Here is a 16,025-nt window from a genome sequence, read left to right on the forward strand (position 1 = left end):
CCCCGCGCTTCGCGTTCGGCATCTGCAGCGCGGTGGAACCCGCAGCGCGAACGGGCCGCTCGTGCAGTGCTACGCGCCCCAATTGAGCGCGTCGCCATAGCCGATGACCAGCACGATCATCCCGAACGCGATGCGGTACCAAGCGAATGCGGTGAAGTCGTGCGTGGCCAAGTAGCGCAACAGCCAACGCACGCAGATGAAGGCGCTGACGAACGCCGCCACCGTGCCGATCGTCAAAATCTCGGCCATGTCGATGAAAGCGCCACCGCGATGCTTGGCCAGTTCGTAAAGCGTCGCGCCGCCGATCACCGGAATCGCCAGAAAAAACGAAAACTCGGTCGCCACGCGCCGATCGACGCCGAGCAGCATGGCCCCGATGATCGTCGAACCGGAGCGCGAGACGCCCGGAATCAATGCGCAACACTGCGCGACCCCCACTTTGAGTGCATCGAGCGGCGCCAATTCATCGAGCGCTTGCACGCGCGCGGGCGCGCCGTCGCGACGGCGCTCACGCGCTTGCGCCCAAAGGATGACGAAGCCCCCCGTCACGAGGGCGAAGGCGACGGGCACCGGTGCAAACAGCGCGTCCTTGATGACGGCTTCGAACGTCAGCCCAAGGACAACAGCCGGAATCGTGGCAATGACGACATTCAGCGCAAAGCGCCGCTGCGTCGCATCGGTCCACACGCCGGCGGCCACGCGGCCGATGCGCTGCCGGTACTCCCAGCAGACCGCGAGGATGGCGCCGAATTGAATGACCACGTGAAACGTCTTCGCGCCGTCGCCGCCGAAGTTGAGCAAACTGCCCGCCACGATCAAATGCCCCGTGCTGGACACGGGAAGAAATTCGGTCAGCCCTTCGACGATGCCGAGGATCAACGCCTTGCCGATCAATATCAAGTCCATCGGTGCCCTCTTTCGAAATGCGAGAGGGCGGCGAAGATGTGCGCAGCCCCTCGCGGCCGCGCACACGTCATTTTTCGACGATTTGCACGCGTATGCCGTTTGTAAGGATTGTGATTGTACCGGGTTCGAAGTTCACGCCGGCAAACTGCAACTGATCGGGCTTGAACGTGTAGAGCGGATAGCCGTCGAGCCATTGCGAGGCGGCCAGGGCGCCGGCCGCCTCGATCTGCTGGCGGTATGCTCGCGCCTCGCCGCTCACATCGACACGCTCGACGCTGGGGGAACGCAATACGACGGCATGGCTCGCGTCGTCGTACTCGAGCCGGCTCGAGAGCAGGAAGGCGCCGTCGACCGGTTGCTGCAGAAACGGGCTTTCGACATGTGCGTCGACATGGACCGTCACGCGGTTCTGACCCGGCTCGAAGCCGACGACGGGGTTTGTCAGCGCCACCTCGAACAGTTGCGACACCGTGCGCCGATAGGGAAACTTGCGCCCCACGGCCGTCTGCACCTGCTCGCGCGAGAATGTGTAGTGGTCGGGAATGAATGGAAACGTCTCGCTCGCGCATGCCGCGAGCGACACACCCAGACTCGCGCTAGCGAGCGCCGCGCATGCCAAACCCAACAACCGGCGCCGACGGGGCGCAACTGCATACGGCATGCATGAACCTCCTGCTGGACTGCTAGTATCGAAACCTGCTTGCCATTTTATGCCGACGGGACATGTCGAGCGCGGTGGCTGAAATCCTTCGCTCCCGGCCTGCTCGCCTCGAACCCGCAAAACCGACCAGACCACACCAAACCACTAGACTGGAACGCCCCATGCAAAGCGGATCGGATATCGGCATTCTTCGACAAATCCCACGCACCGTCTGGGTGCTGGGCTGCGTCAGCCTCTTGATGGACGTGTCCTCCGAGTTGATCCACAGCTTGTTGCCGATGTTCCTGATGGTAGGCCTCGGCGCCAGTGCGGCGACGATCGGCGTAATCGAAGGCGTCGCCGAAGCGACTGCGCCCGTCGTCAAAGTGTTTTCGGGTGCGCTCAGCGACTACCTAGGCAACCGCAAATGGCTCGCGGTCGCCGGATACGGCCTCGGCGCGCTGAGCAAGCCGCTGTTCGCGTTGGCGCCCGGTATCGGCGTCGTGGTCGCGGCGCGTCTCATGGACCGCGTCGGCAAAGGCATTCGCGGCGCGCCGCGCGATGCGCTCGTGGCCGATGTGACGCCCCCGGGCCTGCGCGGCGCGGCTTTCGGGCTGCGCCAGGCGCTTGATACCGTTGGCGCGTTTCTCGGCCCGCTCTTGGCCGCTCTCGCGATGATTCTGTGGGCGGACAACTTTCGGCTGGCGTTCTGGCTTGCCGTGATCCCTGCCGCACTCTGTGTCGCGTTGCTAACGCTAGCAGTGGAAGAGCCCGTTCACCCACGCGGCGCAAGGCGCATCAACCCCATCCGCAGGGAAAGCCTCGCGCAACTTAGCACGCACTACTGGTGGGTGGTCCTCGTGGGCGCCGTCTTCTCGCTAGCGCGCTTTAGCGAGGCGTTCCTCGTGCTGCGCGCCATGGGAAGCGGCATCCATCTAGCGCTCGTGCCGCTCGTCATGGTGGCCATGAACATCGCCTACGCGCTGTCGGCATTTCCGTTCGGAAAACTTGCCGACAAAGTCAGCCACACGCGACTCTTGATCTTGGGCCTCACCGTACTCATTGCAGCCGATCTCGTTCTCGCGCACGGCAGTCATTGGAGCCTCGTCGTGACGGGCGTGGCGCTGTGGGGCCTGCACATGGGCATGACGCAAGGTCTGCTTGCCACGATGGTCGCGGACACCGCTCCCGCGCAGTTGCGCGGCACCGCGTTCGGCATGTTCAATCTGCTGACCGGCCTGGTTACGCTCGTTTCAAGCGTCCTCGCAGGCGCGCTGTGGGATCGCGTGGGCGCGGCCGCCACCTTCTATGCGAGCGCGGCGTTTTGCCTGTGCACCATCGTGCTGTTGCTGTCCCGCCGCAGCGGGCCTCCGATGCGCACCGCTTAATGGACGCTTAATGGACGCTTAACGGGCCGCGCACCGGGGCCTTAGCGGGGCGCGCCCCGGCGAATGCTCGATCCGTGCGAGCCGGCCTTTAGTGACAGTTGGAGGCGCTCGCCCCCGTTTTCTCATGCCCGTGCGTGTCGATGCAGAAATCCTCTTCGATCTGCACGGTGACGTGAGCGATGTCGAAACGCTCGGCAAGCCGGCGCTGAACCGCGGTCACAACGTCGCGCGCAATCGCGCCTTCTGTCGGATGGACATGCAACGTCAGCATGTGCTGCTCGCCCGTGATGGACCACGCGTGAATATGGTGGGCGTTTTGCACTTCGGCCAGGTTCGCCTCCAAGTCCGCCTTGATGTCGGCTAGGCTCAGGCCCTCGGGCGTGCCTTCGAGCAAGATATGCGCGGAGGATTTGACGATCCCCCACGCACTGCGAAGCACGACGAGCGCGACGAATACCGACAACAACGGGTCGATCGGCGTCCAACCGGTCAGCAAAATCACGCCCGCAGCGACGATGGCAGCGGCCGAACTCAGCATGTCGCCAAGGACATGCAGCCACGCGCCGCGCAGGTTCAGGTTTTGTCGATTGCCCCCGTGCAGCACGAGAAACGCGGCGATGTTGGAGAGGAGCCCCAGGATGGCGACGACCAGCATCATGCCGCCGGCCACGTGCACCGGTGCGAAGAACCGCTGGATCGCCTCGACGATGATCCACCCGGCAATGACGAACAGCGCGCAGCCGTTGACGAAGGCGGCCAGGATCTCGAGCCGCTTGTAGCCGTAGGAAAGCTGCGCCGTTGCGGGGCGGCGGCCGTAGTGCATGGCCGCCCAACTGAATCCCAGGGCAGCGGCGTCGCTCACCATATGCCCCGCATCGGCGAGCAGCGCGAGCGACCCCGACATCAAGCCGCCCACCGCCTCGACGAGCATGAAGGCGGCGGTGATGAGGAACGCCCAGCCGATGCGGCGCTGATCCATCACACCGTGCAAATGATTGTGGCCCGCGTGACCATGGCCGTGGCTGTGACCATGACCATGACCATGACCATGACCGGCATGGTCATGACCGTCGTCATGTTCGTGCGGATGCGCGTGTCCCTCGCCCTCGTGATGGCTCGCGTGATCGTCGTGGTGGTGGTGGTGCGCCATGAAAAATCTGGTCCGTCCGGAAAACGACATTATGGCCTGCGGGAGTCGCTAGCCGTCCATTTCGGGCATCAAAGACTGAACCGCGCTAGCGAAAAAGGAGCATAACCCGCCAAGCGCACATGGCCGCGCGATGCACGCTCACCCGCGCTCGGGGAACGTGGCGAATTCCATCCGTTCGAGCCAGAACAGCGCGTGCTCGCGGTCTGCGCCGCACATCTCTTCGCTCGCGCCGAGCGAGCCGCAAACCGCGGGCCTATCCGCCCGCCCGAAGATCATGCACCGCTCGTCATCGCCAAGTTGGATGCACCGAACCCCCGCCGGCTTGCCGTGCGGCATGCCGGGAATGGGACTCGAGATCGAGGGGGCGATGCAGCAGGCGCCGCAACCGGGGCGACAATTCATGGGGGCCGTGGCTTAGGGATCGAGATCATTCGGCCCTCATTGAAACGCGGGCGGGCAGCGCCACATAGGCCGAGCAAAGCGCTAGCGTACCCGCTTCGGCCGTCGCATACCATCCGTCCTCGCCCAGCCCGGCCTCGCGACGTGCGACTTGGTAAAGTACGCTTCCTACACGTTCGACGACCACTTAGAGGAACCCAGCATGCGCAGTACGCGCGCCATTTCCGCAGTAGAAAGGCTCAAGCAGCGCACCGGCAATCCCCACTACGCCGCGATCGGCCTATCCGGCGGCCTCTTCCGCTTGGTCGACCGGGCGAGCGGGGCCGAGGCGCCGCTCTCGGAGCCGTTGCCGCTCGATGCGTTCGTCGCCTTCGTCGACGCCGTCTCGCCAGCCAAACCCAAGCGCGTGAGCAAGCTCGACGTCGCCTTCGAGGCGCAGATCAAACGCAGCAAGCGCTAGGGGGCCGTGCCCTGCGCTCGACCCTAAGCACCGCAAAGCCGTGGCGCTGCATAAGCGTCCGATGGGACCTGCGCGCGCTTCGGAATGGCGGGCGAACGCCCAAGCAACGCGGTTTGGTACAATCCGCAAGTTTCTCTCGCACATTTCATCCCGCACGAACCGCTACGTCCAAGTCCGTCAAGTCGCCATGAACATCGAGCAAGCCCGTTTCAACATGATCGAACAACAAATTCGCCCCTGGGACGTGCTGGACCAGGACGTGCTGAATCTGCTGTCGGTCGTCAAGCGCGAAAACTTCGTTCCCGCCGCCTATCGCGACATCGCCTTCGCCGATCTCGAAGTGCCCTTGCCCGCGGGCGAGCACATGCTCTTCCCGCGCGTCGAGGCCCGCGTGTTGCAGGAACTGGCCGTCAAGAGAAATGAAACCGTGCTCGAAATCGGCGCGGGATCGGGCTTCATGGCTGCGCTGCTGGCTCACCGCGGCCGCCATGTGCTGACCGTGGACATCAAGCCGGAGCTGGCAGAACTTGCCAAGCGCAACTTGGCCGAGAACGGCGTGACCAATGCCGAAGTCGCCCTAGGCGACGGCGCGCGCGGCTGGCCCGCGGCTGCACCGTACGATGTCATCTGCGTCTCGGGAGGCCTGCCGGTGTTGCCGCAGGAAATGCTCGAGCAGTTGAAGATCGGCGGCCGCCTTGCCGCCTTCGTCGGGACGGCGCCCGTCATGAAAGCGCAGATCATCACGCGCATCGACGAAAAGCAGTTCCGCGTAGCCGATGTGTTCGAAACCTATGTCGAACCCCTCGTGAACGCCGTGCAACCCCCGCGCTTCAAGTTCTAAGCTGTGTCGATCGGCGCGGCTGCAGGGTCGCGCCGCCTCGCTCGATCGCTTCCACACCAGCCCACACCAATCTTCGCCATGCAAAACCTGACCGCGCCCGACCTCGCACAATGGCTGGCCGATCCGTCGCGCCCCGCTCCGGTGCTGCTCGACGTACGCGAGCCATGGGAAATCGCGACGGCGCATATTGCCGGCTGCGTCGACATCCCGATGCGCGACATCCCGGCGCGCAGTGAAGAACTCGACGACGAAGCGCAGATCGTCTGCATCTGCCACCACGGCGCGCGTAGTGCGAACGTCGCCATGTTCCTCGAAGGACGCGGCTTCAAGCATGTGTTCAATCTGCAAGGCGGTATCGATGCGTGGTCGCGTCAAGTCGATCCCAAGGTGCCGCTGTACTAACCTAACGCACGATACGACACGCGGCGCGAGCCGCTGTACCCGCCGCAAGGCAATTCGCCGAAAACCCGCGCACCACCCGGTAGGCGCACACCGCCGCCTCCGATTCACCAAAACCGCTCGCCCCGCTCATTGGCGGCGCATCACGCACCAAGCTAGCTCCTCCCCACAGTGCAGCCGGTCCGCGCGCCACGCGCGCGAACCGCGCGCAGCCTGACGCTGCCTGGCGACGCATCGCTTGGCACACCCCTTGCAACGCTCGGCGGCCCGCGCGCATGACCTGTGCATCGCATCGATGCACACCGCAAGCGCCGCGCGGCCCAATCCAATAAACGCAAGTTCAGCACCGGCAAGGGGAAGCAAATGAAACGTCGTAGCTTGTTGAAGCTCGGGTCGCTCTCCGGCGCGCTCGCGCTCGCGGGACAAAGCCCGTTGGTTCGCGCGCAATCGTCGAGCGGTCCGATCAAGGTGGGCATCTTGCATTCGCTGTCGGGGACGATGGCGATCTCGGAAACTTCGCTCAAAGACACGGCGCTCATGACGATCGCCGATATCAACAAGAACGGCGGCGTCATGGGCCGCCAGATTCAACCGGTTGTCGTCGACCCGGCTTCGAATTGGCCGCTGTTCGCGGAAAAAGCGCGGCAACTGCTGACGCAGGACAAAGTCGCTTGCGTGTTCGGCTGCTGGACTTCCGTTTCGCGCAAGTCCGTCTTGCCCGTCTTCGAAGAATTGAACGGCTTGCTCTATTACCCGGTGCAATACGAAGGCGAGGAAATGTCGCGCAACGTGTTCTACACGGGCGCCGCGCCGAATCAACAGGCCATTCCCGCCGTCGAATATCTGATCAGCCCCGAAGGCGGCGGCGCCAAGCGTTTCTTCCTGCTCGGCACCGACTACGTCTACCCGCGCACCACCAACAAGATCTTGCGCGCCTTTCTGCATTCGAAAGGCGTCAAGGATTCCGACATCCAAGAGGTCTACACGCCATTCGGCCATAGCGACTATCAAACCATCGTCGCCAACATCAAAGCGTTCGCCCAGGGCGGCAAGACCACCGTGGTCTCGACCATCAACGGCGATTCGAACGTGCCCTTCTATAAAGAGCTCGGCAACCAAGGGCTCAAAGCCACCGATGTGCCCGTCGTCGCATTCTCGGTCGGCGAAGAAGAGTTGCGCGGCATCGACACGAAACCGCTCGTGGGCCACCTCGCGGCATGGAATTACTTCATGTCGGTCAAAGGCCCGGCAAACGCGAAGTTCAAGAAGCAATGGGCCGAATGGGTCGCCGCGCAAAACTTGCCCGGCGGCACGAAGCGCGTGACGAACGATCCGATGGAAGCAACGTTCGTCGGCATCCATATGTGGAAGCAAGCCGTCGAAAAAGCCAAGAGCACCGACGTGGACAAGGTGCGCGCCGCCATGATCGGGCAAACGGTTGCCGCCCCTTCGGGCTTCACGCTGACGATGGACGGCAATCATCACTTGCACAAGCCGGTCATGATCGGCGAGATCCGGGCGGACGGGCAATTCAACGTGGTCTGGAAGACGAAGACCGCGATTCGCGCTCAGCCTTGGAGCCCGTTCATCGCAGGCAATCAAGGCAAGCCGGACGTCGTCAGCTCGATTGGCGAGTTCCTGCGCCGCCGACGCGTCGCATAGACGAACGAACGCAACGCCCGTTCGAGCCGCGCTCTTAGCGCGGCATTCTCTCTCGTGCGCCATGGCGCGCGGCTCGCCCAACGGATCGATCTCGGGCTCGCTGCCGCGCCTCGGCGCAATCGCGTCGTTGCTCTTGCTTGGCCTTGACTCATGAACCGATCCCTACGCCGCGCCTTTGTCGTCGCAGCGCTGTCTTGCTCGCTCGCGTGCTCGCTGCTCGCACCCGCGGCGTTCGCGCTCACGCCGGCCGATGTCGCCCCGCTAGCAGGCGATGATTTCAACGCAAAAGCGGCCGCTATCGATGCACTGGCGGCCGGACACGATCCCGCCGCGCTCTTGCTGCTGGACGGCCTTGCCGATGACCGCGTGCTGGCGACGAGCGCAGGCGACGTGCTGATCCAAGCGGCCGGCGACGATGACCATGCCCGCGATGCCGTCTCCGGCAAGCCGGTCGCCATCGGCGATGCGCAGCCCGTCATGCTCAACAATCTGCTGCGCGGCAAAGTGGCGCGTGCCTTGGCGGGCCTGCGGCTCGCCTCGCCCGATCCGGCTGTGCGCCGCGCCGCCGTCGACGAACTGCTCGCCAATCCCAATGCGTCGATGAAGCCGTTCGTCGAAGCCGCCCGCGCCAAGGAAACGGATCCCGCGCTCAAGCGCCGGCTCGATGCGCTATGGGCGACGACCGCGCTCACCGATCCCGATCCGGCCAAACGCCTCGAAGCGGTCGAGCTCGTCGCCGCGCGCCACGACCTCGATTTCTATCCGTTGCTGCAACCGCTCGTGGCCAAGCGCGCCGACGGCTCCTTCGCGGAACCCGATGTGCGCGTGCGCGCCGCGGCACAGCGCGGCATCGACGCGCTCGACGCTATCGAGCGCAACAGCCGTATGGCGGGCACGCTCTTCGCGGGGATTTCGCTCGGCAGCGTGTTATTGCTCGCGGCGCTCGGGCTTGCCATCACCTACGGTGTGATCGGCGTGATCAACATGGCACACGGCGAGTTCCTCATGATCGGCGCCTATGCCACCTATCTCGTGCAGAACGCGTTTCGGCACTATGCGCCCGGCGCCTTCGATTGGTATCCGCTCGCGGCCGTGCCGGCCTCGTTCCTGGCGGCGGCCGCCGTGGGCGTCGCGCTCGAGCGGCTCGTGCTCAAGCGCCTGTACGGGCGGCCGCTCGAGACGCTGCTGACGACGTTCGGCGCGAGCCTCGTGTTGATGCAAGCCACCCGCACGCTCTTCGGCGCACAAAACGTCCAAGTGGCGAACCCCGCATGGATGACCGGCGGCATCACGGTCATGCAGAACTTGATCTTGCCGTACAACCGCATCGTCATCCTGACGTTTTCAGTGGCGGTGGTGGCCATCGCCTGGGGCGTGCTCACACGCACCCGGCTCGGGCTGTTCGTGCGCGCCGTCACGCAGAATCGCTCGATGGCCGCCTGCGTGGGCGTCAAGACCGCCTTCATCGATTCCTATGCCTTCGCGTTCGGCGCCGGCATTGCAGGCCTGGGCGGCTGCGCGCTTTCGCAGATCGGCAACGTCGGCCCGGATCTGGGCCAAAGCTATATCGTCGATTCGTTCATGGTTGTCGTGCTCGGCGGCGTCGGGCAACTCGCGGGCACGGTGCTCGGCAGCTTTGGCCTGGGCATTCTGATGAAAGCGATCGAGCCGTTCTGGGGGGCGGTGCTCGCGAAAATCGCCGTGCTCGTCTTGATCGTCCTATTCATTCAAAAGCGTCCGCAAGGTTTGTTCGCCTTGAAAGGACGCAGCGCATGAGGCCCACGATGCAAACGCTCCCCCCTTCCACGGCGGCCCAGGAAGTGCATGCGCCGCACGCGCCGTCGGTGCCGGCATCGATGCCCGTTCAACCGAGGGCCACTGGACCGGCACTCGCGCTGCCCGAGCGCCGCGCCCTGCTCTCGCGGCCCGCATGGACCGCCCTCGTCGCGCTCGTGCTCGCAGTCGGCTGCGGCGCACCGCTGGCCGCGCTCGTGTTGCCCGAATCGAGCGCCTTTCATTTATCGGCCTATGCGTTGACGCTTGGCGGCAAGTTCATGTGCTACGCGATCGCCGCGCTCGCGCTCGATTTGGTATGGGGCTATTGCGGCATTCTCAGCTTGGGCCATGGCTTGTTCTTCGCCCTGGGCGGCTACGCCATCGGCATGTACCTGATGCGCGCGATCGGGCACGACGGCGTGTACGGCAGCGATCTGCCCGACTTCATGGTGTTTCTGAATTGGCACGCGTTGCCGTGGTTTTGGCACGGCACGGAACATCTCTGGTACGCGCTGTTGTTGGTGCTGCTCGTGCCTGCCCTGCTGGCGTGGACCTTCGGCTTCTTCGCCTTCCGTTCGCGCGTGCAAGGGGTGTATCTGTCGATCATCACGCAAGCGCTCACCTACGCCGCCATGCTGCTGTTCTATCGCAACGAAACGGGCTTTGGCGGCAACAACGGCTTCACCGATTTCAAACGCATCGCGGGTTTTTCGATCGCGCAACCGGCCACGCGCGTCACTTTGTTTCTGCTCACCTTCGCGACGCTCGTGCTCGCCTTCCTCGGCGCGCGTGCAATCGTCACGTCCAAGCTGGGCCGCATCGTCACCGCCATGCGCGACAGCGAAACACGCCTCATGTTTCTAGGCTATAGCCCGCTCGCGTACAAGCTGTTCGTGTGGACGATTTCGGCGATGCTGTGCGCGATCGCCGGCGCGTTGTACGTGCCGCAAGTGGGCATCATCAATCCAAGCGAGATGTCGCCGGCCAACTCGATCGAAATGGCGATTTGGGTGGCCGTCGGCGGTCGCGGAACGCTCGTCGGCCCCATTGCGGGCGCGGTCGTGGTCAATGCGGCGCGCAGCGTCTTCACCGCGCACCTGCCCGAATATTGGCTGTTCTTCCTCGGTGCGCTCTTCGTCGTGGTGCCGCTCGCGCTACCGCGCGGCCTCGTCGGTTTGGCGCTGTCGGTAATCGGCAAAGGAGAGCGGTAATGATCGGCATGGCTCATGAATCGTCGACGAACGATGCAGCACCGGCCGGCGACGCGCCGATGGCCCATGTGCTCGAACGCGGGGCCATCGATATCACGCACGGCACGATCCTCTATCTCGACGACGTGACGGTCAGCTTCGACGGCTTTCGTGCGCTGAACCGGCTGTCGTTGACGCTCGATGCAGGCGAGTTGCGCTGCGTGATCGGGCCCAACGGCGCGGGCAAGACGACGATGATGGACGTCATCACGGGCCGCACCCGCCCCGATAGCGGCCGCGCGTTTCTCGGGCAGACGCTCGATCTCACGCGCATGGACGAGCCGACGATCGCGCGCGCCGGCATCGGCCGCAAGTTTCAGAAGCCGACTGTGTTCGAGCAGCATCCCGTATGGGAGAACCTCGAACTCGCGATGAAAACCGACAAACGCTGGCATACCTCGCTGCGCGCGCGGCTAACCGGCGCGGCGCTGTGCCGCATCGAAGAAACGCTCGCCATGATCGGTCTCGAGCGCGAGGCGCACAGGCCGGCGGGCGTGCTCTCGCACGGACAAAAGCAACGCCTCGAAATTGGCATGCTGCTGATGCAGCAACCGGCGCTGCTGCTCTTGGACGAGCCGGCGGCCGGCATGACCGACGACGAGACGATGGCGCTGGCTGCGTTGCTCGATCGTTTGCGCGGCACGTGTTCGATGATCGTCGTCGAACACGACATGGAGTTCGTCGCCGCGCTCGCAGGCGCAACATCCCGTGTCACGGTGATGGCCGAAGGCCGGGTGCTCGCAGAGGGCACGCTGGACGAAGTCAAGCGCGACGAGACCGTCATCGAATCGTATCTCGGCCGATGAGGCTTTCGATGCCGCGTGCAACACAACTGCATCAACGGGGACATCCATGCTCGACGTGACCGGACTCAATCAGTTCTATGGCGGCAGCCACATTTTGCGCGACGTCACGATGCACGTTCCGCAAGGCTCGCTCACCGTCTTGCTCGGCCGCAACGGCGTGGGCAAGACCACTTTGATGCGCTGCCTGATGGGCCTCGTACGCGCGAAGAGCGGCACGATCGCCTGGGGCGGCGAGACGCTCGACGCGCTCGCCCCGCCCGCGCGCGTGGCGCGCGGCATCGCCTATGTGCCGCAGGGCCGGGAGATCTTCCCGCGCTTGAGCGTCGAGGAAAACCTGCTCGTCGGCGCGGCGAGCAAGCGCGGCGTCTCGCGCGTTCCCGAGCGGATCTACAGCCTCTTTCCCGTGCTCGAGCAAATGCGCAAGCGGCGCGGCGGCGACCTATCGGGCGGACAACAGCAACAGCTCGCGATCGGACGCGCGCTCATGAGCGAGCCTCGGCTGTTGATTCTCGATGAACCTACCGAGGGCATTCAACCGTCAGTCATTCAGGAGATCGGGCGGACGCTGCGCAAGCTCGTCGACGAAACGGGGATGACCGTGCTGCTCGTCGAGCAGTATTACGACTTCGCCAAAGCGCTCGCCGATCACTACTGGGTCATGCGCCGCGGCGAAATCGTGGCGAGCGGCGCGGGCTCGGAAATGGACGCGCGCGGCGTGCGCGAGATGATCGCCGTCTGACCGGCGCCGGTGCTATGCTCGACCCCATTCATCCGCGCGCCTGTCCGACGCCCAACGCATCTCATGTCTTCTTCGGTATTTCATCAGGCCTCCCCGATGGCGTCGACGGCCACGCTCGGTGGCGACCCTCCCGCGCACGATCGCAACGGCTGGCAGGCGCACCTTGCGCTCGGCTTCGAACACCGCGCCGCGCGCACGACGCTCGTGCATCGTCTGCATTCGGGACCGCTACGTGTGCAAAAACCGCTGTACCCCGAGGGCGAAGCCATTTGTCACGCCGTCATCGTTCACCCTCCCGGTGGCGTGGCGGGCGGCGATGCGTTGTCGATCGACGTTTTGCTAGGCGCGCGCACGCATGCGGTATTGACCACCCCTGGCGCGACGAAGTGGTACAAGGCGAACGGCCGCCTCGCGCGCCAGCGTATCGACATCACGCTCGGCGCGCAGGCGAAGCTCGATTGGCTGCCGCAAAACAACATCGTGTTCGACGGCGCGCAGATCGCGCTCGACTTCACCTTGACGCTTGCCGAAGGCGCGACGGCGCTCGGCTGGGATGCCACGCAGCTCGGCCGCATCGCCGCGGGCGAGCGTTGGGCTGCCGGCGCCTTGTCGAGCACGGCGCGCATCCTCGGCCCCACCGGCGAGCCGCTATGGTTCGAGCGCGCGGAACTCACGGCCGACGATCCGCTGCGTATTGCACGCCAAGGGCTGGCGGGCTTTCCCGCTTACGGCACGCTATGGGCCGTGGGTCCCGCCTGCAACGAGACGCTCGCCGAAACGCTCGCGCCGCAGCTTCCGTTCGACGAAGCGCAACGCGCCGGGGTGTCCTGCATCGCGGACGGCGTGCTGATCGTGCGCGCGCTCGCTCATTCGATGGAGGCGCTACAGCACACGTTGACGCAATGCTGGCTCGCACTGCGTCCGTTGGTTCACGGCGTCGCCGCGAGGCCGCTGCGGCTTTGGCAGACTTGAGCGAGGCCTGTCGATGCCGCAGCGCCACCGGGCTCGCCGGTTCGATGCGCTTACGCGTTCGGCAGCGGCGCACCGCATCGCTAAGCACGCCTAACCATTGCCCCGCCACGCCGCCATTTGCCGCGTGGCGAGGCGGTGCTACGATGATCGCGTCCTGGCCGATTGCGCGCAGGGCCGCCCCATCTTTCAACGACATTACGTTATCGAGCGCCGCGCGCCCATGAAACTGACGCCCAGAGAAAAAGACAAGCTGCTCATCTTCACGGCGGCGCTGCTTGCCGAACGCCGCCGCGCACGCGGCTTGAAATTGAACTACCCGGAAGCGGTCGCGTTCATTTCCGCGGCGCTGATGGAAGCGGCGCGCGACGGCAAAACCGTCGCCGAAGTCATGCACTACGGCACGACGCTGCTCTCGCGCGACGACGTGATGGAGGGCGTGCCCGAAATGATCGCCGAGATCCAGATCGAAGCGACGTTCCCCGACGGGACAAAGCTCGTCACCGTCCACCATCCGATTCCTTGAGCATGTCTTTGAGGCGCCTATGATTCCCGGTGAAATCCTGACCGAAGACGGCGAAATCGAACTGAACGCGGGCCGCGACACGCGCACCGTCACCGTCGCCAATACGGGCGATCGCCCCGTGCAAGTCGGCTCGCACTACCACTTCTACGAGGTCAACGCGGCGCTCGCGTTCGATCGAGAACAGGCTCGCGGCTTTCGCTTGAACATCGCCGCCGGCACGGCCGTGCGCTTCGAGCCGGGGCAGTCGCGCACGGTGGAACTCGTCGCATTGGCGGGCGCACGCACGGTGTACGGCTTCAACGGCAAGGTCATGGGGCCGCTTTGAGCCACCCCGCTGACCACCCCTTCGGCGCAATTACTTCGGACTACGAATCGTCATGACCTTACGAATCGGCCGCCGCGCCTACGCGGAAATGTTCGGGCCCACGACGGGCGACCGTATTCGGCTCGCCGACACCGAGCTTCTGATCGAAATCGAACGCGACTTCACCGTCTACGGCGAAGAGGTGAAATTCGGCGGCGGCAAGGTGATTCGCGACGGCATGGGCCAATCGCAACGCGTCGCGAGCGAAGTGGCCGATACCGTCGTCACCAACGCCGTGATTCTCGATCATTGGGGCATCGTCAAAGCCGACATCGCGATCAAGAACGGACGCATCGCCGCGATCGGCAAGGCGGGCAACCCCGACATTCAACCGGGCGTGACCATTGCGATCGGCGCGGCGACGGAAATCATCGCCGGCGAAGGGCTGATCGTGACGGCGGGCGGCGTGGACACGCACATCCACTTCATTTGCCCGCAGCAGATCGAGGAGGCGTTGGCCTCGGGCGTGACGACCATGCTCGGCGGCGGCACGGGACCGGCCACCGGCACGAATGCGACCACCTGCACGCCCGGCCCGTGGCACCTCGAACGCATGCTGCAGGCGGCCGACGGGTGGGCGATGAACCTCGGTTTTCTCGGCAAGGGCAACACGAGTCTGCCCGATCCGCTCGTCGAACAAATCGCGGCCGGCGCAATCGGCTTGAAGCTGCATGAGGACTGGGGCACGACGCCGGCCGCGATCGACAACTGCTTGAGCGTGGCCGACACCACCGACACGCAGGTGGCGATCCACACCGATACGTTGAACGAAGCGGGTTTCGTCGAAGCCACCGTCGCCGCGTTCAAAGGGCGAACGATTCACACGTATCACACCGAAGGCGCGGGCGGCGGCCATGCCCCCGACATCATCAAGGTGTGCGGCGAAGCGAACGTGTTGCCGTCGTCGACGAATCCGACGCGGCCCTACACCGTCAACACGCTCGACGAACATCTCGACATGCTGATGGTCTGCCATCACTTGGACCCTTCGATTGCGGAGGATCTCGCTTTCGCCGAATCGCGCATTCGCCGCGAGACGATCGCGGCCGAAGACATCCTGCACGATCTGGGCGCGCTCTCGATGCTCTCCTCCGATTCGCAAGCGATGGGCCGCGTGGGCGAAGTCATCATCCGCACCTGGCAGACCGCCCACAAAATGAAGACGCAACGCGGGCCGCTGCCGGAAGACGGTGCGCGCAACGACAATTTCCGCGCGAAGCGCTACGTCGCGAAGTACACGATCAACCCGGCGATCACGCACGGCATCGCGCATGAAGTCGGTTCGATCGAAGCGGGCAAGTGGGCCGATCTCGTGTTCTGGGAGCCTGCCTTCTTCGGCATCAAGCCCACGATGATCGTCAAAGGCGGGATGATCGCCCTCGCGCAGATGGGCGACCCCAACGCCTCGATCCCGACGCCGCAGCCCGTGCATTACCGCGAGATGTTCGCCACGCGCGGCGCGGCGCTTGCGCGAACCTCGCTGACGTTCGTTTCGCAAATGGCGGCCGATGCCGGTATCGCCGAGCGCTATGGCCTGCAAAAGCGCGTCGTGCCCGTGCGCGGATGCCGCACCGTATCGAAGGCCGATATGATTCACAACGCGTGGCAGCCGGCCATTAGCGTCGACCCCGAAACGTACGAGGTCGTAGCCGACGGCCAAACGCTGACCTGCGAGCCCGCCACGGTGCTACCGATGGCGCAGCGCTATTTCTTGTTTTGACGCTCGACGACACGAAACTGCGTTGTACTG

18 protein-coding genes are annotated in these 16,025 nt (G+C 64.7%); 14 read left to right on the top strand and 4 right to left on the bottom strand.

Annotation, left to right across the window (positions count from 1 at the left end; translation table 11 throughout):
• Positions 1 to 69 precede the first annotated feature (69 nt).
• Positions 70 to 906: an undecaprenyl-diphosphate phosphatase gene (locus tag MMB74_RS18475; protein ID WP_277430115.1), complete on the bottom strand. Its 837-nt coding sequence runs from the start codon at positions 904 to 906 to the stop codon at positions 70 to 72.
• 67 nt (positions 907 to 973) lie between these two features.
• On the bottom strand, positions 974 to 1,567 hold the full coding sequence (locus MMB74_RS18480; protein ID WP_277430116.1) for a DUF1439 domain-containing protein: 594 nt from the start codon (positions 1,565 to 1,567) through the stop codon (positions 974 to 976).
• Positions 1,568 to 1,728: 161 nt separating this feature from the next.
• On the opposite strand from MMB74_RS18480, the gene MMB74_RS18485 reads away from it, so the two are divergent.
• A complete protein-coding gene (locus tag MMB74_RS18485) occupies positions 1,729 to 2,934 on the top strand; it encodes an MFS transporter (protein ID WP_277430117.1) in 1,206 nt (401 codons plus the stop codon).
• Between the two features lie 88 nt (positions 2,935 to 3,022).
• Here MMB74_RS18485 and MMB74_RS18490 read toward each other — a convergent pair whose 3' ends face one another.
• A complete protein-coding gene (locus tag MMB74_RS18490; protein WP_277430118.1) occupies positions 3,023 to 3,913 on the bottom strand; it encodes a cation diffusion facilitator family transporter in 891 nt (296 codons plus the stop codon).
• Between the two features lie 6 nt (positions 3,914 to 3,919).
• Here MMB74_RS18490 and MMB74_RS18495 point away from each other — a divergent pair, with 6 nt between their 5' ends.
• Positions 3,920 to 4,189 carry a hypothetical protein gene (locus MMB74_RS18495; RefSeq protein ID WP_277430119.1) on the top strand — a complete coding sequence of 90 codons (270 nt, stop codon included), beginning with the start codon at positions 3,920 to 3,922 and terminating at the stop codon, positions 4,187 to 4,189.
• Between the two features lie 33 nt (positions 4,190 to 4,222).
• Here MMB74_RS18495 and MMB74_RS18500 read toward each other — a convergent pair whose 3' ends face one another.
• On the bottom strand, positions 4,223 to 4,486 hold the full coding sequence (locus MMB74_RS18500) for a YkgJ family cysteine cluster protein (protein ID WP_277430120.1): 264 nt from the start codon (positions 4,484 to 4,486) through the stop codon (positions 4,223 to 4,225).
• Between the two features lie 199 nt (positions 4,487 to 4,685).
• Here MMB74_RS18500 and MMB74_RS18505 point away from each other — a divergent pair, with 199 nt between their 5' ends.
• The 12 genes from MMB74_RS18505 (at position 4,686) to ureC (ending at position 15,995) form a co-directional block, all read left to right on the top strand.
• Complete coding sequence (locus MMB74_RS18505) at positions 4,686 to 4,943, top strand: hypothetical protein (protein WP_277430121.1); 258 nt, start codon at positions 4,686 to 4,688, stop codon at positions 4,941 to 4,943.
• Positions 4,944 to 5,130: 187 nt separating this feature from the next.
• Positions 5,131 to 5,784, top strand: coding sequence for a protein-L-isoaspartate O-methyltransferase (locus MMB74_RS18510; protein WP_277430122.1), 654 nt, complete (start codon positions 5,131 to 5,133; stop codon positions 5,782 to 5,784).
• A gap of 78 nt (positions 5,785 to 5,862) precedes the next feature.
• Positions 5,863 to 6,186, top strand: a complete 324-nt coding sequence (locus MMB74_RS18515; RefSeq protein ID WP_277430123.1) for a rhodanese-like domain-containing protein — start codon at positions 5,863 to 5,865, stop codon at positions 6,184 to 6,186.
• 360 nt (positions 6,187 to 6,546) lie between these two features.
• Positions 6,547 to 7,845, top strand: a complete 1,299-nt coding sequence (gene urtA, locus MMB74_RS18520) for an urea ABC transporter substrate-binding protein (protein ID WP_277430124.1) — start codon at positions 6,547 to 6,549, stop codon at positions 7,843 to 7,845.
• 150 nt (positions 7,846 to 7,995) lie between these two features.
• Positions 7,996 to 9,621, top strand: coding sequence for an urea ABC transporter permease subunit UrtB (gene urtB, locus MMB74_RS18525; RefSeq protein ID WP_277430125.1), 1,626 nt, complete (start codon positions 7,996 to 7,998; stop codon positions 9,619 to 9,621).
• Between the two features lie 80 nt (positions 9,622 to 9,701).
• The gene (gene urtC, locus MMB74_RS18530) at positions 9,702 to 10,832 is read left to right on the top strand and encodes an urea ABC transporter permease subunit UrtC (protein ID WP_277430212.1); all 1,131 of its coding nucleotides are present in this window, start codon (positions 9,702 to 9,704) and stop codon (positions 10,830 to 10,832) included.
• Positions 10,833 to 10,891: 59 nt separating this feature from the next.
• The gene (gene urtD, locus MMB74_RS18535) at positions 10,892 to 11,677 is read left to right on the top strand and encodes an urea ABC transporter ATP-binding protein UrtD (protein WP_277430213.1); all 786 of its coding nucleotides are present in this window, start codon (positions 10,892 to 10,894) and stop codon (positions 11,675 to 11,677) included.
• A gap of 46 nt (positions 11,678 to 11,723) precedes the next feature.
• Positions 11,724 to 12,416, top strand: a complete 693-nt coding sequence (gene urtE / locus MMB74_RS18540) for an urea ABC transporter ATP-binding subunit UrtE (RefSeq protein ID WP_277430126.1) — start codon at positions 11,724 to 11,726, stop codon at positions 12,414 to 12,416.
• Positions 12,417 to 12,512: 96 nt separating this feature from the next.
• Positions 12,513 to 13,388 carry an urease accessory protein UreD gene (locus MMB74_RS18545; RefSeq protein ID WP_277430214.1) on the top strand — a complete coding sequence of 292 codons (876 nt, stop codon included), beginning with the start codon at positions 12,513 to 12,515 and terminating at the stop codon, positions 13,386 to 13,388.
• A gap of 220 nt (positions 13,389 to 13,608) precedes the next feature.
• Positions 13,609 to 13,911 (top strand): urease subunit gamma, encoded by a 303-nt coding sequence (ureA, locus tag MMB74_RS18550; protein WP_277430127.1) that lies wholly within the window; start codon positions 13,609 to 13,611, stop codon positions 13,909 to 13,911.
• Positions 13,912 to 13,930: 19 nt separating this feature from the next.
• Positions 13,931 to 14,236, top strand: coding sequence for an urease subunit beta (locus MMB74_RS18555; RefSeq protein WP_277430128.1), 306 nt, complete (start codon positions 13,931 to 13,933; stop codon positions 14,234 to 14,236).
• Between the two features lie 52 nt (positions 14,237 to 14,288).
• Positions 14,289 to 15,995 carry an urease subunit alpha gene (gene ureC, locus MMB74_RS18560; protein WP_277430129.1) on the top strand — a complete coding sequence of 569 codons (1,707 nt, stop codon included), beginning with the start codon at positions 14,289 to 14,291 and terminating at the stop codon, positions 15,993 to 15,995.
• The last annotated feature ends 30 nt before the right edge of the window (positions 15,996 to 16,025 follow it).

Source organism: Trinickia sp. Y13, from assembly GCF_029522115.1.
Lineage (GTDB): Bacteria > Pseudomonadota > Gammaproteobacteria > Burkholderiales > Burkholderiaceae > Trinickia.